Source organism: Paenibacillus caseinilyticus, assembly GCF_027533645.1.
Lineage (GTDB): Bacteria > Bacillota > Bacilli > Paenibacillales > NBRC-103111 > Paenibacillus_G > Paenibacillus_G caseinilyticus.
Genome location: NZ_JAQAGY010000022.1, coordinates 1 through 16,066, shown reverse-complemented (window position 1 = coordinate 16,066; position 16,066 = coordinate 1). Strand labels below are relative to the sequence as shown.

Here is a 16,066-nt window from a genome sequence, read left to right as displayed (position 1 = left end):
GGCTTTGTTGGTATCAGCGGAACTGGGCACGGCGGGAGCTCGTAACCCCATCGTATTTTTCCAAATGTTTCATGGCCCGGACAAGTGTGTAAATAGAAAGCGTACAAGTAAAGTACAACCAAATATACAAAAAACACACAGAGGAGATGAGTTACAATGGCACGCAACAACGATGAAAAAATGAGCCGTGAAGAAGCAGGTCGTAAGGGTGGCGAGGCCAACGCAAACAAACAGGACAAAGAATTCTTCCAAGAGATTGGCCGTAAAGGCGGCGAAGCCAACGCTGAAGCCCATGACCGCGAGCACTTCCAAGAAATCGGCCGTAAGGGCGGCGAAGCCACAGCCGAGTCCCACGACAAAGAATTCTACCAGGAGATCGGCCGTAAGGGCGGCGAAGCCACAGCCGAATCCCACGACAAGGAATTCTACCAGGAAATCGGCCGTAAGGGCGGCGAAGCCAATGCCGAAGCCCATGACCGCGAGCATTTCGAGGAGATCGGCCGTAAGGGCGGCGAAGCGCGCAGCAACAACGGCGGCGGCAACGACAGCGAAGAAGATGGCAAAATGAGCCGCGAAGAAGCCGGCCGTAAAGGCGGCAGCCGTTAATTATATATAAAGCCTCTTACGAGAGGCCCTACCGAAACGCAGCGGGTCCAAGAGACCGGCTGCGTTTCTTTTTGTGAGGAGGGTTAGTGTAAATCACCAGAGTACGTTCGATGACTAGCGTGATTCCGGCTTTTCGGATCGGATTGGATTCGGTTATAATGGGGGAGTCAAGAAAACGGAAAAGAGAGGCGGCCCGTAAGGACCGCCTGCATAGAGCTAAGTATTCGGGGGAGTGCGTTATCTGGAGAACTTGCCAGCGAGCTGCTGCTCGGCGATTTGAACCAGACGACGTGTGATATGGCCACCGATTGCCCCAGTATCGCGGGTTGCCATGAAGCCATAGTAACCGTCCTGAGGAATTTGGATGCCCAGCTCTTGAGCCACTTCATATTTCAGTTGGTCCAGAGCTTGAGAAGCTTGAGGTACGACCAGTACATTGCTGCTGCGGGATTGTCCTGCGCCCATCGTAATCACCTCCGTTCTTGTAAGGTAGTATGTGACAAAACCGCAATTATACGCACGGGGAAAATTGGTAATTTCGACCAAAGGGGGGAGCGCCATGTCGCCATTTGATTTAACGTACAGCGGATGGGCGCTGGATTCCGATCTGCAGGTGATCCATGCGGATGTAAAGCTGGTGATCGACGGGGAAGTTCTGATCGACGAACCCCTCTGTGTGGATGTGGGTATGCCGGCGCTCGTGCTCAGTATATCGGAAGATGTGGAGCCGGACCGGTGGGCCGAAGCGTCCGAGTGGCACCGGGTTCCTTTTGTCATCTGCGGCTGCGGAGATCCGGAGTGCAGGGGCTTCTCGTTTCGGGCGCGGCATGTGGAAGGGGACCTTATCGAACTGACGGAGCTGGAGGAACGGCAGGGGCGCCCGCCCCGGGAGCAGGGAACCTACCTGATCCCGAAGCAGGCTTATGCTGCCCGGGTGCGTGAGATTGCAGAGCAGTTTCTCCGGTTCACGGAATCACTGGATTACCGTCCGTATTACGCGGACACGGTCAAGACGGTGAAAGGGCTGCTTCAGCGTTAATATTTGATCTTGAACAGCCCGGCCTGTTTTTTCAGCGCCTCTACGTCCTTCTGCAGCTTCGCCATGTCTTTGAACATCTGCTTCATGTCTTTGTTGTCGCCAAGCAGCGATAGCACTTCTTCCAAGCGGGAAATGCGGGGGGTCTTCATGGAACGTACCTCCTCTCTTTGAGGATGGCCTGTGTTTCCCCATATCGTATGTACGGGCTCCCGCGGGGGTATGTGCGAATATCACGACGGCACGCCGTAACGAAGCCGGAATAGCGATCATGCGAAGAGCTGCAGCCTGGACGCCCGGGCTGCAGCCTTGTTGGGGTTGGTGGCAAGGCGGCGGCCGCCGTATCCCGGCGTCTCTTGGTGCTACCGTACCGTCAGTTCGGGCATCCAGCGCTGCAGGTGCGTCTGCAGTCCGCTGCGGATTTCGACAGCCCGTGGGAGGTCGGCTTCCCCCGCTTCGGCCAGCGGCACGACCCGGAACCCGTGCCAGTCGCGGGAGCGGATGAAGGTCGTCTGCAGACGGACTCCCTCGACCAGGACGCGGGGCAGCGTTCCGTCCGCTGAAGCGGAAGGAAGCCGCAGGTCCGCATGCAGGATGGCCCCGATCCGGGTGAAGAGGTCGGGCTGCTGCTGGGCCGCGAGGAAATTACCCAGCGAGTAGACGACAAGCGAGCGTCCTCCGCGGTTGTTGCCGATCCACTCCAGCGGCTGCAGCACATGGGGATGGTGGCCGATGATGATGTCGGCCCCCGCATCGGCGGCCAGCTTCGCCAGCTTCCGCTGCTCTGCGGAGGGGAGACGTTCATATTCTCGGCCCCAATGCAGGGAGACCACCACGGCATCCGCAGCCTTCCGGGCTTCCGCGATGTCGCTTCGCATGCGGCGCTCCTCGGTCCGGTGAACCAGGTAGGCTTTGCCTGGAGGCGGGGAGATTCCGTTCGTTCCCTGGGTGAAGGCGAGGAACGCCAGCTTCACCCCGTTCTTCTCCACGACCCGCAGGCGGCTGCGGTCCGCCATGGATTCGCTGGCGCCCGCGTATTCTACACCGAGTTCGCGCCAGTGGCGAATGGCTGAGCGGAGGGCCTTCTCCCCCCGGTCCAGCGCATGGTTGTTAGCCATCGTTACGACATCGATGCCGGCTTCCTTCAGCGCATCGGCCGTCTCCTGCGGCGAGTTGAAGGAAGGATAGTCGGAGAGACCGAGCTGTGCTCCCCCGGTCACGCTCTCCTGGTTGGCTACGGCGACATCCGCATGCTGGAGCTCCTGCCTTACCGCTGCCAGCATAGGGGAGAAGTCGAAGCCGGTTCGCGTGCGTGCATCTTCGTAGAGTGGCCGGTGAATGAGAACATCGCCTACCGCAGCTAGCGAGACGATCCGGTCCGAAGGAATGGGCGGTCCTGCCGGCGTCTCGCCGGCTGCCTGGTTTTCTGCACCGAACCATCCAGGCTCCGCCTGAAGACCTGCCGGCTTGTCCCCTTCGCCGCCTCCGCAGCCGGCTGCGGGGAGCAGCAGGAGGGTCAGCAGGCCGCACAGCCTGGCCGTCCGGCACCATGGGGCTTGGTTCATGAGTAACGTCCGCCTTTCTTCCGGTCATCCAAACCAATACCTACTATGTACCGGAGTCAGGCAAAATATAACGGGGATCTCCGGTTTCCGCCAAGATGAGCTGGATCAACGTGAGCCGGATGAACAAGAACCGCATCAACGAGACAAGCTCCTGAACTTCTCCCGGAAGGGGAGGGAATTCAGGAGCTTGGTTTACGTTTCGGGCGGCTGCCGGCCCGGCTTGGCCGCGTATTAATGGAGAACTTCCAGCTTGACTCCCAGGGTAAGCTGCTCTCCCGGCGCAATCCCGCGCAGACCGGTCACTTCCGGCGGCTGCCCGGCAAGATTCGGGGCATCGGTTACCCAGGTGTAGGGCTCGAGACAAATAAAGTCGCGGGCCGCTCCCTTCGTAAAGACGACCCACTGCTTGAAGGCATCGGAAGCGCTGTAACGCAGCTCGATGCCCTTCCTGCAGAGGACGGCGATCCGGGGATAGTCTCCGATCTGGAACACCGTGTCCATGTCGTATCCTTCCAGCGTGTCTCCGCGAAGCAGAGGCGAGTAGGCGTCGCCCAGCGGGAGAAGCGTGCCCGTCGGCACCTTCGTCTCATCGAGCTCCCAGAAGCTGCTGGCCGGCAGCTGCAGCGTCCATTGCCCGGGTTCTCCGTCCAGCCGGAACCAGGTGTGCAGCCCATAGCCGAACGGCGCTGTGAGCTCGCCGTGATTGGTTGCGCGCAGGATATGGCGGAGCACCCCGCCCTTCAATTCGCAGGTCAGCTCCAGCTCCAGATCATGCGGATATTGGCGCTGGACCTCCGCATCTGCGGCAAGGCGCAGGACGCTGGTAATATAGGAGGCTCCTTCGCGTTCGCCGGTTGCCGTTACGGTCCAGGCTTGGCCGCGGAGCATGCCGTGAACGTGATGGCCATGGCTGTTCGTAACATCGAACCGGTACTCGCGGCCTTCGAAGGAGAAGCGGGCGCCGCGAATCCGGTTCGGCGGCATGAGGATCGGTGTCCCATACTGCACGGGGGCATCAGCCAGCTCCTGCGGGGACGAAGGAGCCCGGAGGATTTCGCGCCCGAGCGTTTTGTCCCATATGCTGTATACGTTGCTTCCCAGGGCAGGGCAGATCCGTACGATGAGCTGGCTGTTCTCCATCTCATAGGCGGGTGTGCCTTCCCAGTCGATCCGGTTGATCATGATGAAGCTCCTTCATAGAGAGAATCGGCCCGATTAAGCCGTGTTCGGTTCATATTGCAGCAGATGGGCCGAGAGGACACCCAGAGCCCGGGGTCAGCTTCCGAATTCGGCATTCGGGTACACATAAGGGGTCTTGGCCGGCTGTGCTTTGGCGACCTGGTCTATCTGGAGCCGCATGATCTCCATGCCGCCGAACTCCGTCTTGCCGATCGTTCCCGTGACGGTTACCCAGCTGTCCGTCTCCAGGGCCGCGGCACGGTCATATTCGGCGAGTACGCCGAAAGGGGCGGCGTCGGCCGAGCAGCACTGGATGGAGAAGCGTCCGACGACGAACTGCTTCGGCGACATTTCGTCCTGCCGGTAGACGAATCCGGTAAGCTGGAGCTTCTTGCCGACGAACTGGTCGAGATAGAGGTCCAGGGTGGTCAGCGTTTCCATAAAGAGATCTTCCCGAACTGTAATCACTTCCTGCCTGTAGAGCTCCTTGGCCTGTTTGGCGTAATGCTCGGTGAACTTATCGGCGGGAAAGAGGGTCTCGGCAGCGGCAGCAGATCCGCTTGGGGAATCTCCTGGTGCCGAAGCATTCCGCGAACCGTCCGGGGCAGGCGGCTGTGTTCCCTGCGCCGAAGCGAGCGGCCCCATCCCTTCGCTCCCGCTGCGGCTTTCCTTGACGACGCTGGCGCTGCTTAGGTTCATGCCTTTCTTCGCGGCCAGCGAGCTGCCCATGGAAGCGTCCGGGAGCAGGAAGCCGAGCCCTAGCGGCAGGCAGAACAGTCCGTACACTACCGCATTCTTGAACAGCGAGCGGGAGGGGGCATGATCATGGCCGCAGCCGCAGTCCGCCGCAGTGCCGCTCCGGAACGTGCGGACGGCCAGCAGCAGTTGATGAGCCGCCACCGCGTACAGCACCAGCGCAGACCACTTCACGTAATCGACCATCCGGGGAGCGATGTAGAGCAGGATAAGGTCTGTTTTTGCCAGGTAGGCGATATATACGGCAAATCCCAGCAGGATCAGTGCTTTGAGAACATGGTGCAGGCTCAATATTCGGGGATTCATGAATCCATGCTCCTTTCCTTAGGACTGGGTTAGGGTGTTCGACGGGCCATGCCGATTATTATAGGACGGCGGCCTGGAAGATCAGGGAGACCGCCAGCACGGTCAGTGCCGTCAGCACGGACAAGATCAGGACGAACCGGGTCCGGAAAGCGGAGAGCAGCATCAGCGTGCTCTTCATGTCGATCATCGGCCCGAACACCAGGAACGTGAGCAGGGAGCCTGCGGAGAACGTGGTGGCGAACGAGGAGGCGACGAAGGCGTCTGAGGTCGAGCACAGGGACAGCAGGTAGGCCAGGCCCATCATGAAGAAGTGGGAGCTGATTTCCCCTTGTCCGATCGACACGAGGCTGTCCCGGTCGAGCGCCGTTTGCATGACGGCTGTCAGGAAGGCGCCGAAGATCAGATATTTGCCCATATCGAAAAATTCATCGGATGCGTGGCCGAGAACGGACAAGGCGCGCATCACCCTGCCGCTTCCGGCAGGATGGCGGTGGGAGGGACCCTGGTGAGGATCGGTGCGTGAGCCCTGGGATGATCCCGCATGCCCATGGGGCTCGTGATGTGCGTCGTGATCGTGATGTACGTCGTGATCGTGATGGGCATGGTTCGGATGTGCGCAGCAGCCCGCTCCGCCGTGTCCATCCGCACCATAGGAATGCTGCGGATGGGATAGACCCGCAGGCGGTCCTGCCGGTTCGCGCAGCGGATTCCGCTTCACGAAGCGGAAGACGAGCAGCCCGACGGTGGCCGCCGTAATGAACGCCATCGCCAGACGGGAGTAAGCGATCTCGGGTCTGCTGCGGAATGCCATATACGTCGAGGCGTAGACGACGGGATTGATGATCGGACCTGCGAGAATGAAGACGACGGCGACATAGGCGGGCATGCCCTTCTGCATCAGTCGGCGGATGACCGGAATCATGCCGCATTCGCAGAGCGGGAAGATCAGCCCGAGCAGACAGGCGAACAGGATACCGAGCACCGGTTTCTTCGGCGTGAACCGCCGTATGGCCGCCTCGGAGACGAACTGCTGCAGCAGGGCGGCCGCGAACACGCCGAGTAGTACGAACGGCAGGGCTTCCAGGATAATCGAAATGAACAGGGTTTTGAAGTTGCCCAGCGCGTCCGCGGTCAGGAAGGGGAGGTCGGGCGCTTCCCGCTTGTAGATGAGAACCAGCATCATGATGCAGAGGAGCGCCAGAATATGGGTAATCCATCGTTGAATAAGGATAGGCAACGGTCATTCTCCTTCTTTATCGTAATTATTATTATAGTCTATGCGCCCCAAAACGGATATAGGACAAGGGAAAAGGCAGCTCGGGAGTTGACACGCGGGGGGCTGCTTCGGTACAATGACGCTTAATAAGCGATGACAGGAACAAGTAAGCGGAATGGCGTTCTCCAGAGAGCCGGTGGGTGGTGCGAACCGGCGGGCGGCATCCGTCTGAATGGATCCTTGAGCTGACGGTTGAAGGTGCGCAGCGGGGCCGGGGCCCAGGCCATGAGCAAGTGCCGCTGTGAGCAAGGTAGGCCGCTTCCGGTTCGCTCCCCGTTACAGGAGCCTGAAGGTCCGTATGGTTTGAGTTGTCTGCTGCCATGGCAGCAGCGGGATGCCTTTGCGGATAAATTAGGGTGGCACCACGGTCTCTCGTCCCTTGCGGCGGGAGGCCTTTTTGTATTGTCAGAAAAAAGTGGAATGTCGGAATGATCGCCAAAGAACCGAAGGAGGTTTCGTTACCCATGTCCAAATTGAGAGTATTGTCGGGGATGCAGCCGAGCGGCCAGCTTACGCTCGGTAACTATATCGGGGCACTGAAGAGCTACGTGAAACTCCAGCACACGCATGATTGCTACTTTATGGTGGTGGATCTGCACGCGGTCACCGTGCCTCAGGATCCCGCAGCCTTGAGGGAGCAGACCGAAGCCGTGGCCGCGTTGTACCTGGCATCCGGGATTGACCCGAACGCGGCTACCGTGTTCCTCCAATCCAGCGTGAAGGCTCATGCCGAACTCGGATGGCTGCTCACCACGCTCACGTACATGGGTGAGCTGGAGCGGATGACGCAGTTCAAAGATAAGTCGGACGGCAAAGACTCTGTCGGTGCCGGATTGTTCACCTACCCGTCGCTCATGGCGGCGGATATTCTGCTCTATAATGCCGATCTGGTGCCTGTAGGCGAAGACCAGAGGCAGCATTTGGAACTGACGCGCGACCTCGCGCACCGGTTCAATTCGCGATACGGCGACACGTTCAAGATCCCGCAGGGCTTCATTCCCGAAGTGGGAGCCCGCGTCATGTCGCTTGACGCTGCTTCGAAGAAGATGAGCAAGAGCTCTCCGAATGCAGGCAGCTATATCGCCATGCTGGATGCGCCGGATGTCATCCGCAAGAAGATCTCCCGTGCCGTGACGGATTCGGGGCGCGAAGTGAAATACGATCCGCAGAACAAACCGGAAGTCAGCAATCTCATCTCGATCTACACGCAGTGTGCGGACCTGACCATTGCCGAGGTGGAAGCGAAGTACGAAGGGCTGGGCTACGGTCCGTTCAAGAAAGATCTCGCCGAAGCCGTCGTTGGGCTGCTCGAGCCGATCCAGCAGCGCTACCGGGAGATCCGCGAATCCGGCGAACTGCATGACATTCTCCGCAGCGGCCGGGACCGTGCGGATGCGGCAGCCGAGAGCCTGATCCGAGAAGTGAAACACAAAATGGGTTACATTACGTTGTAACGCAGCAATAGCCGCCCCATGCGAAGAAAGCCCGTCCACCAACCTGGTGAGACGGGCTTTCTGGCTGTTACGATGGGAGGCTTCCGGCACCGTACTTGGGGTTAGAGCTTGTTTTCGATCTGGCTGCTCCCCCGCTCCTGCTATTGTCCGCTGCGTTTGCGCTGCTTGGCTTTGATAACGAAGCCGGCGCCGATGAAGAATAGGGAGATGAGGGAGAAGAGAACGGCCATTCCCGGTTTCCCTGTGGCCATTGCATACGAGATGGTTGCGAGAAGCGCTGTGCCGATTAACGCCCAGAGCAGGCCAAGTCCTTTGTTCATGCGGTCATACACCGCCTTTCCGATAACATTTGAAACTCACGAAGTTTTTTTCAAAAGGTGCGTATAGTTCCGGGCATGGGGCACATAATAAGCTTGCAAGCTTGCAAAACAAATACATCAAAGACATCATTCAATTGAAAGGAGTGCTGGAACATGGGTGCAGGTCAATCCCGCAGTAGCAACGTTTTGGTAGTACCACAAGCTTCTCAAGCATTGGATCAATTGAAGTATGAGGTCGCTCAAGAACTTGGGATTCAAATCCCGCAAGACGGTTACTACGGCTACATGGCTACTCGCGACACAGGAGCAATCGGTGGTCACATTACACGCCGTCTGGTCCAAATCGCTGAGCAAGCTCTTGCCGGCGGCCAACGCTAATCCCGGGAAACCGAGGACAGCAAAAGATTCATCAGCATAAGATTCATCAATAGAAGCTCAAGGAGCAATCCTTGAGCTTTTTTGATTTGCCTGCTACCCTTGGCAGTCCTCTGAAGAAGCGCCTCACAAGCCAAAGCAGCAGGAAAGCCCCTCCCGGAGGGGGCATCTGCTGCTTGGCTGCAGGTGATGCCGCTGCGCTTACAGGGTTCTTCTAATATACACCGGCGCGCAGCTTCTTGCCGAGATTCGTCTCGCTGACCCAGCCGACATAGGAGTCGAGCGTCCGGTACTCGTGATCCATCAGCAGGATGGCCAAGAAAGGATAATTCTTCCTGTGGCGGTAACGGACGTCGGCCCAGCGGACTTCATAGCCCCATGGCTTTTCTTTGACTTCCGCGCAGGCAAAGGAAGAGAAGTAAAGAAATGCTTGGATGTCCGGGTGGTTCTTTGAAGCGTCGATAGCCGGATGGGAGTCGCAGGTGGTCCGGTCGACCCATTTGATCGATGCGTTCCTGTACTCTCCAAGCTCGAACCATCCGTCCGGTTTCTCCTTCACGATCTGCCAGTGATATTGGTGAATCGTGGGGATCAGCATGTATTTGTCGCCGGGTTGGTATCGGATGTCCTTCTGGTAAAGGTTCTTCTCCAGGTGGTAATGCAGCCAGGATCTCCAGATATAATAGACCGCGATGACCGCATACAAGATGGGGAAGAGCACTTCAGGACGTGCGAGGCCGAACGACCACATGAAGATGGCGAGCGTGTGGGACAGAAAGATGAACGGATCGAAGATATGGATGATATTCCAGGACACCCACCGCTCGGAGACCGGACGCAGCGCCTGCGTGCCGTACGTATTGAAGAGATCGGTGAATACATGGAAGACGACAGCCCCGAAGACCCAGGCTGTGACATGCAGCATGGGCAGCTCGCCGAACGCGAGCCGGAGAAGGACCGATATCAACGCTGTCCATAGTACCAGTGCAGGGAGGGAATGCGATAACCCGCGATGGTTCTTAACGTATATGGCATTGCTCCGCAGCCTTAACAGCGTGTCCGCATCGGGCGCTTGGGATCCGGCCACCGTGCCGATCAGGACGGCGGTGGACACGACCGGGTCCGCGGCGACGACAGGGTCGATGTAGGCGAGACCGGCAAGTCCGAACCCGATCACCAGATGGGTTCCAGTATCCATGGACCTTCCTCCAATACTGTATTTTCTTCCCATTGTATTGCAGCCCAATACTATTAGTGTATCATTTTCTTCATCAAAATAAAGCAAAGGGGACGAAAAAAATGAACATGGTATTCGTTGAATATAAGGTGGAAGAAGTGCACCGGACTTCTTATCTGGCATGGGCCGGGAGGCTGCAGGAGGCGAATCCGCGGGTGGAGATCTATGAAGGAGACGGCCAGCCTAACCTGTTCGTCGAATTGTGGAGAGGACTCGGCGCCGAGGAATTTGCGGCGATGAAAGCGGCGCGTACGGACGGGGACAATATTCCGGAGCATCCGGCCGAATGGAACCGGTTGACGGAATGGGTGGCCGGCGGAGCTTCCAAGATCCATATTTGGCTTTTTCAAAAAGTAAAATAGTCCATATTTTGCGGTATGGAAGTCCATGGTTTCTTTCTTGCTTACAGGGTAATCTTACATATAGTTACGATTACCTCGCAGGAGGAATGCCATGGAACGCAGGGATATTTTTTGGTCTCATATCAAACGCAACCGCTGGGCCTATGTGATGGGCTTTGCATTATTGTCCATCTCTTCCGTATTGCAGCTGGTGATTCCATGGCTGCTCGGCCGGTTCACCGACAGTCTCCAGTCCGGGGGATTGACGTACCAGGGGGCGGTCCAGCTTGCCGTCTGGATGGCCTCGGCAGGAATTGGCATCGCTTTCTTCCGCTCGGTATCGCGAATCTACCTCTTTCGTCTCTCCAGGCAGCTTGAGATGCGGGTGAGGGGCGAGCTCTTCGTGCACTGGGAGAAGCTGTCTGCACAGTACTTCAACAACCGCAGAATCGGCGATCTCATGTCGCATGCCATCAGTGACGTGGGCGTAGTCCGTGAAGTAACGATGCAGGGCTACTTCAATGTGCTCGAAGCCGTCTTCCTCATCATCGTATCCGTGGCTGCCATGGTGACCACCGTCAATCCATGGCTGACCCTGCTTACGATGCTGCCTCTTCCGCTGCTCTCCCTGCTGGCCTACCGATTCAACAGGCAGATTATGCAGCAATCGGCAGACATGCAGGCTGCGATCTCGGACCTCACGAGCCGGGTGCAGGAGTTTACGGCAGGCATCCGTGTGGTCAAAGCGTTCGTTCAAGAGAAGGCCGAACGGGCCCATTTTACGGAAGACAATCAGAAGGCCGTGGATATGAACCGCCGGTTCGTCCGCTCGAACTCGCTGTTCGGTGCGCTGAGTACCGGGATTGTCGGCTTCTCTTTCTTGGTATCCGTCGTGCTGGGCGGGATCATGGTGCTGCGAGGCACGATTACGCTCGGGGAGTTCGTCGCTTTCAACACCTACCTTTCCTTGCTGATGGGGCCGATCGAGAACCTCGGCAAGGTGGTGAACCTGCTGCAGCGCGGACGGGCTTCGGAGCTGCGGCTGCTCGACATCTTCAATACCCAGCCGGATATTGTGGATGATGTGGTCGCCAGGCAGGAGATCGAAGCGATCGAAGGGGAGATCCGGATACGCAATCTCACGTTCTCTTATCCGGAAGCGAGCCGCCCTACCCTCCGCGATATTTCGCTGAACGTGCCGCGGGGCTCCAGCCTCGCTATCGTGGGCCGAGTAGGGAGCGGCAAAAGCACGCTCGTTCATCTGCTTGTGCGCCTGTACAATCCGCCTCCGGGAACGATCTTCATCGACGGGCACGACATTCACGAGATTCCTCTGCGTACGCTCCGCGGCCAGATTGGGATTGTGCCGCAGGATCAATTCCTCTTCTCGTCCACCATTCGCGACAATATAGGTTTCGATCCGAAGCCGTACAGCGACGAACAAGTGGTGCAGGCAGCGAAGATCGCTCAAGTGTACGACAACATTGCGGAATTCCCGAATCAATTCGATACGGCGCTCGGCGAGCGCGGCATCTCGCTCTCGGGGGGGCAGCGGCAGCGGGTATCCATTGCCCGGGCCGTCATCAAGAAGCCTTCCATCCTGATCTTCGATGACAGCTTGTCTGCGGTGGATACCATCACGGAAGATTTGATCCTCGAAGGCCTGCAGACGGTGATGACCCAGCGGACCACGATCATCATCGGACACCGGATCTCGTCCGTGCAGAATGCCGATCAGATTATCGTGATGGATCAAGGGCGCATCGTCGAACGGGGAACCCATCGCTCGCTCGTCGCCCAAGGCGGCATGTATGCCGATATGTATCACAAACAGCTGCTGGATCAAGAGGCGGAACGGCAGGAGAGCGAAGCGCAGACTCCTGCGGAAGCTCCGCCGCATGCCCTGCGGCGTATGCAGGGAGGAGCGGGGGCATGAATATCCACACGGAAACACCGGCAAGCAACAAGATGAAGGATTCACAGCTGCTCTTGAAGCTGCTTTCCTATGCCAAGCCCTATTGGCGGATGATTCTCCTATGTATCTCCTTGGCTTTCCTGATCGTGCTTGCCGATCTGGTCCGGCCGTACATTCTAAAGGTGGCGATTGACGGCCATATCAATGGGCTTCAGCATCCCATGGTGTCTGTTGAGGGAGCGCGGGGCGCCGAGCTGGAGAAGTACGGCCGTGTCACGGAGTGGAATGGCCGTACATATGTGCGCTTAGACCCGGCGCAAGCGAGCAGCGAATCGGCTCCCCTGGGGGTACCGGGGGCGGCAGCTTCGCAGATCGTCTCTACCGGCAGCGGCCACTGGATGATCGACGGGTGGCTCCCCGGCGATGAGAAGGCCGGCGAGGGCATCACGGTCCAGGGAGAGGGAGCTGCTGCGGTGCTGCGCGCCGGCGGACAGCAATTCCCCGCCCGGCTGCTGGACGGGGAGGCGTTAAGGGCCTTCCGCGGGCAGGATTACCGCGGATTCATGGAGCTCGGCGCCGTATTCCTGGTAGCGGTCGTCGGCAGCGCGCTGCTGGGTTACCTGCAGAGCAATCTGCTGCAGTACACCGGGCAGACCATCATCTTCAACATCCGGCAGCAGCTCTTCCATCATCTGAGCCGGATGTCGATGTCCTACTTCGACCGCAATCCGGTCGGACGGCTCGTCGTCCGTGTCACACAGGATACGGAGTCGCTCAACCAGCTGTATTCGCAGGTTGTCGTGAATCTGATCAAGGACATCATCGTACTGGTCGGAATCATCGTCGTTATGCTGCAGCTCAGCGTGAAACTCGCGCTGCTGTCTTTTGCCGTGCTGCCCTTTCTCGCCGCGCTGACCTTCTGGTACCGGTCGGTGATCCGGCAGGCGCAGCGTCACTCCCGTGTCATCTTATCACGCTTGAACTCCTTCCTGGCGGAGAACCTGTCGGGGATTCGCATCACGCAGCTCTTCATCCGGGAGGAGCGCCAATGGGAGCAGTTCGACCGGTTGAACACCGACTACTACCGGGCCGGCATGCGGGGGACGGTCATCAACTCGATCTTCCAGCCGGCCATCGGCTTCCTCGGGAACCTGGCTATCGCGCTGCTGCTGTGGTACGGCGGGGCCAGCGTGATCGAAGGGGGCATCACCTTCGGGATCGTGTATGCCTTCACGCATTACGTCCGGCAGTTCTTTCAGCCGCTGCTGTCCCTGGCGGAGAAGTACAATCAGATCCAGACGGCCATGGTCGGGGCGGAGCGGATCTTCGAGACCCTCGGGGAGAAGCCTTCGATCGTGGATGCGGCACAGCCCCGGAAGCTGCCGGCCGAGATCCGCGGCGAGATCCGGTTCGAGAACGTCTGGTTCGCTTACAGCGGGGAGGACTGGGTGCTGAAGGATGTCTCGTTCACGATCCTCCCGGGGCAGACCATCGCCTTCGTCGGAGCGACGGGGGCTGGCAAGAGCTCCATTATCCAGCTCGTCGGCCGGTTCTACGATATCCAGAAAGGCAGCATTAAGCTTGACGGGGTGGACGTCCGCGAGATTCCGCTGGATGATCTCCGGAGGTACATTTCCATCGTGCAGCAGGATGTGTTCCTGTTTACCGGCGATATCGCTTCGAATATTCGATTGAACAATGAGGAGATATCGGACAGGGAAGTGCAGGAAGCTTCGCGGATGGTGCATATGGACGATTTTGTCCGCGGCCTGCCGGAGGGGTACCGTACTCTGCTGGGGGAACGGGGGATCAACTTATCCCTCGGCCAGCGGCAGCTGCTCTCCTTTGCCCGCGCGATCGCGTTCCGTCCGCAGATTCTCATACTCGATGAAGCAACGTCGAACATCGATACGGAGACGGAACTGATCGTGCAAGACGCGCTGCACAACATATCCGAAGGGCGGACCACCCTGATTGTGGCCCACCGGCTCTCTACCATCCAGCATGCCGACCAGATCATTGTGCTGCACAAGGGGAAGGTCCGTGAGACGGGCAGCCACTATCAGCTGCTCGCGCAGCGGGGGTATTACTACAGGCTTTATGAGCTTCAGTACAAGGAGCAGCAGAAGGCTGTGCCGAAGGCACGCTAGGTAGAGGGCTTGTGCAGTATGTGGATTTATGGCTTCCTCATCAGAGGGAGCCTTTTCTTACAATCGAATAATTTATATCTCACCAAGGCTCGATTCTGTCATATTCTCTTTCTTAATAAACGCGCATTTGTCCTTAAAGGACGGCGAAGCCGTTTATCTCGTGTCAGTTGGAGAATGCAGCCTGTGTGTGAACTCGGGAGTATCCACGGGTAATAGAATCTTATAGAGGGAGGGGGAGCTTGCATGTGCGGTCGTTTTACATTAACGGTACATGAGGAAGAAATACTGGAGCACTATCAGCTTACAGAGCCTTTGGAGGATTATCGGCCCCGGTATAATGTCGCTCCAGGACAGTGGGTTTGGGGCGTAGTGCGCAGTGGAGAGGGGCAACAGATGCGGAGGTTCAAATGGGGGCTCGTGCCCTTTTGGGCCAAAACACCGAAGATCGGCTACCGGACATTCAATGCGCGTGCAGAGACGGTAGCAGCCAAGGCGGCTTTCCGCACGGCGTTTAGGCGATCCAGAGTCTTGATCGCGGCCGACTCTTTCTTCGAATGGAAAGCACTTGAAGACAAGAAGAAGCAGCCTATGCGCATGATGTTAAAGTCGAAGGAGATCTACAGCTTCGCGGGACTGTGGGATTCGTGGAAAGCTCCGGACGGTTCCGTGCTGGAGAGCTGCACGATCATTACAACGACTCCTAATGAGGTGGTCGGGGAAGTACATGACCGGATGCCTGTACTGCTTCCGCAGGCACAGGAACAAGCGTGGCTGGATCCGGATACCGGGGAAGAGGAGCTGCTGCAGCTGCTGCGGCCTTATCCGTCACAGGAGATGTTCGCTTACCAAGTATCGTCCAAGGTCGGTTCCGTTAAGAATGATGGGGCGTATCTAATAGAAGAACTGAATTCGAAGTAGCGCTTGGCAGGAAAATTTAACTACTTGCGTATTTGGATAAGCCATGGTACATTACTAATCCCGGTGCTGCCGGGTCTGCCAATAGCAATGAACAAGACAACGATTTTCACTGAAAATTAAATCTTGAATAATTGAGAAGAGTATGATAGATTACATCTCGCGGCTAAGAGGCTGCATGTGAAATTCTTCTGGTGCTGGTCTTTCGGGTCATCCTTAGATTGGATAACATTAGTAGGTTGCACGATGAGATGAAATATGCTACATTGATTCTCGCTGCTGAGACAAGCGGTTAACGAATCGAATTGCCCTTTGAAAACTGAACATCGAGTGAGTGTTAAATATAGAAGCTCAGCAATGAGTTTCTGCCATGTAGTTGCAATTGAGATGCCGGTTACGGCAGCGCAATTGTCAACCGTAATGAGCAAGTCAGCTTTTCCTCCCATTCGTTGGGGCCCCCGGAAAGTAATCGGAATAAGCTTCAGAGCTGTTCTTCACTTTTTGGGGTATATTGGAGAGTTTGATCCTGGCTCAGGACGAACGCTGGCGGCGTGCCTAATACATGCAAGTCGAGCGGATCATTTCCTTCGGGGAATGGTTAGCGGCGGACGGGTGAGTAACACGTAGGCAACCTG

Annotated in this window: 16 protein-coding genes, 1 rRNA gene and 1 other annotated feature; of the genes, 9 read left to right on the top strand and 8 right to left on the bottom strand. The window is 57.6% G+C overall.

Going from position 1 to position 16,066, the window contains the following annotated elements; translation table 11 throughout:
* Window positions 1–156 precede the first annotated feature (156 nt).
* Window positions 157–606 (top strand): KGG domain-containing protein, encoded by a 450-nt coding sequence (locus tag O9H32_RS25270; protein WP_269868903.1) that lies wholly within the window; start codon window positions 157–159, stop codon window positions 604–606.
* A 237-nt stretch (window positions 607–843) separates the two neighbouring features.
* On the opposite strand, the gene O9H32_RS25265 is transcribed toward O9H32_RS25270, so the two are convergent.
* Window positions 844–1,071: an alpha/beta-type small acid-soluble spore protein gene (locus O9H32_RS25265; protein ID WP_269868902.1), complete on the bottom strand. Its 228-nt coding sequence runs from the start codon at window positions 1,069–1,071 to the stop codon at window positions 844–846.
* Window positions 1,072–1,165: 94 nt separating this feature from the next.
* On the opposite strand from O9H32_RS25265, the gene O9H32_RS25260 reads away from it, so the two are divergent.
* Window positions 1,166–1,645, top strand: coding sequence for a hypothetical protein (locus O9H32_RS25260; protein ID WP_269868901.1), 480 nt, complete (start codon window positions 1,166–1,168; stop codon window positions 1,643–1,645).
* Here O9H32_RS25260 and O9H32_RS25255 read toward each other — a convergent pair.
* From O9H32_RS25255 to O9H32_RS25235, 5 genes are all read right to left on the bottom strand, one after another.
* Window positions 1,642–1,794 carry a hypothetical protein gene (locus O9H32_RS25255; protein ID WP_269868900.1) on the bottom strand — a complete coding sequence of 51 codons (153 nt, stop codon included), beginning with the start codon at window positions 1,792–1,794 and terminating at the stop codon, window positions 1,642–1,644. The two genes, O9H32_RS25260 and O9H32_RS25255, sit on opposite strands and share 4 nt — an antisense overlap.
* Before the next feature lie 210 nt (window positions 1,795–2,004).
* On the bottom strand, window positions 2,005–3,207 hold the full coding sequence (locus O9H32_RS25250) for a CapA family protein (protein ID WP_269868899.1): 1,203 nt from the start codon (window positions 3,205–3,207) through the stop codon (window positions 2,005–2,007).
* A 231-nt stretch (window positions 3,208–3,438) separates the two neighbouring features.
* Window positions 3,439–4,389, bottom strand: coding sequence for an aldose 1-epimerase (locus O9H32_RS25245; RefSeq protein WP_269868898.1), 951 nt, complete (start codon window positions 4,387–4,389; stop codon window positions 3,439–3,441).
* 93 nt (window positions 4,390–4,482) lie between these two features.
* Window positions 4,483–5,448 (bottom strand): TIGR03943 family putative permease subunit, encoded by a 966-nt coding sequence (locus O9H32_RS25240; RefSeq protein WP_269868897.1) that lies wholly within the window; start codon window positions 5,446–5,448, stop codon window positions 4,483–4,485.
* Window positions 5,449–5,506: 58 nt separating this feature from the next.
* Entirely contained in the window at window positions 5,507–6,685 is a 1,179-nt protein-coding gene (locus O9H32_RS25235) for a permease (RefSeq protein WP_269868896.1), read from the bottom strand.
* Window positions 6,686–6,808: 123 nt separating this feature from the next.
* Window positions 6,809–7,107: a binding site (T-box leader), on the top strand.
* A gap of 81 nt (window positions 7,108–7,188) precedes the next feature.
* On the opposite strand from O9H32_RS25235, the gene trpS reads away from it, so the two are divergent.
* Window positions 7,189–8,178 carry a tryptophan--tRNA ligase gene (trpS, locus tag O9H32_RS25230; protein WP_269868895.1) on the top strand — a complete coding sequence of 330 codons (990 nt, stop codon included), beginning with the start codon at window positions 7,189–7,191 and terminating at the stop codon, window positions 8,176–8,178.
* 140 nt (window positions 8,179–8,318) lie between these two features.
* Here the strand turns inward: trpS and O9H32_RS25225 are convergent, their stop codons facing one another.
* Window positions 8,319–8,498: a hypothetical protein gene (locus O9H32_RS25225; RefSeq protein ID WP_269868894.1), complete on the bottom strand. Its 180-nt coding sequence runs from the start codon at window positions 8,496–8,498 to the stop codon at window positions 8,319–8,321.
* A gap of 153 nt (window positions 8,499–8,651) precedes the next feature.
* On the opposite strand from O9H32_RS25225, the gene O9H32_RS25220 reads away from it, so the two are divergent.
* Window positions 8,652–8,876, top strand: coding sequence for an alpha/beta-type small acid-soluble spore protein (locus O9H32_RS25220; RefSeq protein WP_269868893.1), 225 nt, complete (start codon window positions 8,652–8,654; stop codon window positions 8,874–8,876).
* Between the two features lie 211 nt (window positions 8,877–9,087).
* Here the strand turns inward: O9H32_RS25220 and O9H32_RS25215 are convergent, their stop codons facing one another.
* On the bottom strand, window positions 9,088–10,071 hold the full coding sequence (locus O9H32_RS25215) for a metal-dependent hydrolase (protein ID WP_269868892.1): 984 nt from the start codon (window positions 10,069–10,071) through the stop codon (window positions 9,088–9,090).
* 101 nt (window positions 10,072–10,172) lie between these two features.
* On the opposite strand from O9H32_RS25215, the gene O9H32_RS25210 reads away from it, so the two are divergent.
* The 5 genes from O9H32_RS25210 to O9H32_RS25190 all read left to right on the top strand — a co-directional run.
* The gene (locus tag O9H32_RS25210; protein WP_269868891.1) at window positions 10,173–10,472 is read left to right on the top strand and encodes a hypothetical protein; all 300 of its coding nucleotides are present in this window, start codon (window positions 10,173–10,175) and stop codon (window positions 10,470–10,472) included.
* 91 nt (window positions 10,473–10,563) lie between these two features.
* A complete protein-coding gene (locus O9H32_RS25205) occupies window positions 10,564–12,387 on the top strand; it encodes an ABC transporter ATP-binding protein (RefSeq protein WP_269868890.1) in 1,824 nt (607 codons plus the stop codon).
* Window positions 12,384–14,516 (top strand): ABC transporter ATP-binding protein, encoded by a 2,133-nt coding sequence (locus O9H32_RS25200; RefSeq protein ID WP_269868889.1) that lies wholly within the window; start codon window positions 12,384–12,386, stop codon window positions 14,514–14,516. Before O9H32_RS25205 ends, O9H32_RS25200 begins: the two co-directional genes overlap by 4 nt.
* A 243-nt stretch (window positions 14,517–14,759) precedes the next feature.
* Complete coding sequence (locus O9H32_RS25195) at window positions 14,760–15,434, top strand: SOS response-associated peptidase (protein WP_269868888.1); 675 nt, start codon at window positions 14,760–14,762, stop codon at window positions 15,432–15,434.
* 505 nt (window positions 15,435–15,939) lie between these two features.
* Window positions 15,940–16,066: ribosomal RNA gene (locus tag O9H32_RS25190) — 16S ribosomal RNA — on the top strand; the annotation flags it as partial.

What these genes read in the sequence shown, in the direction of transcription:
- O9H32_RS25265 (WP_269868902.1), bottom strand. Translation starts at nt 1,071, where the DNA reads ATGGGCGCAGGACAATCCCGCAGCAGCAATGTACTGGTCGTACCTCAA.
- O9H32_RS25210 (WP_269868891.1), top strand. Translation starts at nt 10,173, where the DNA reads ATGAACATGGTATTCGTTGAATATAAGGTGGAAGAAGTGCACCGGACT.
- O9H32_RS25270 (WP_269868903.1), top strand. Translation starts at nt 157, where the DNA reads ATGGCACGCAACAACGATGAAAAAATGAGCCGTGAAGAAGCAGGTCGT.
- O9H32_RS25240 (WP_269868897.1), bottom strand. Translation starts at nt 5,448, where the DNA reads ATGAATCCCCGAATATTGAGCCTGCACCATGTTCTCAAAGCACTGATC.
- O9H32_RS25195 (WP_269868888.1), top strand. Translation starts at nt 14,760, where the DNA reads ATGTGCGGTCGTTTTACATTAACGGTACATGAGGAAGAAATACTGGAG.
- O9H32_RS25245 (WP_269868898.1), bottom strand. Translation starts at nt 4,389, where the DNA reads ATGATCAACCGGATCGACTGGGAAGGCACACCCGCCTATGAGATGGAG.
- O9H32_RS25250 (WP_269868899.1), bottom strand. Translation starts at nt 3,207, where the DNA reads ATGAACCAAGCCCCATGGTGCCGGACGGCCAGGCTGTGCGGCCTGCTG.
- O9H32_RS25200 (WP_269868889.1), top strand. Translation starts at nt 12,384, where the DNA reads ATGAATATCCACACGGAAACACCGGCAAGCAACAAGATGAAGGATTCA.
- trpS (WP_269868895.1), top strand. Translation starts at nt 7,189, where the DNA reads ATGTCCAAATTGAGAGTATTGTCGGGGATGCAGCCGAGCGGCCAGCTT.
- O9H32_RS25255 (WP_269868900.1), bottom strand. Translation starts at nt 1,794, where the DNA reads ATGAAGACCCCCCGCATTTCCCGCTTGGAAGAAGTGCTATCGCTGCTT.
- O9H32_RS25205 (WP_269868890.1), top strand. Translation starts at nt 10,564, where the DNA reads ATGGAACGCAGGGATATTTTTTGGTCTCATATCAAACGCAACCGCTGG.
- O9H32_RS25260 (WP_269868901.1), top strand. Translation starts at nt 1,166, where the DNA reads ATGTCGCCATTTGATTTAACGTACAGCGGATGGGCGCTGGATTCCGAT.
- O9H32_RS25220 (WP_269868893.1), top strand. Translation starts at nt 8,652, where the DNA reads ATGGGTGCAGGTCAATCCCGCAGTAGCAACGTTTTGGTAGTACCACAA.
- O9H32_RS25225 (WP_269868894.1), bottom strand. Translation starts at nt 8,498, where the DNA reads ATGAACAAAGGACTTGGCCTGCTCTGGGCGTTAATCGGCACAGCGCTT.
- O9H32_RS25215 (WP_269868892.1), bottom strand. Translation starts at nt 10,071, where the DNA reads ATGGATACTGGAACCCATCTGGTGATCGGGTTCGGACTTGCCGGTCTC.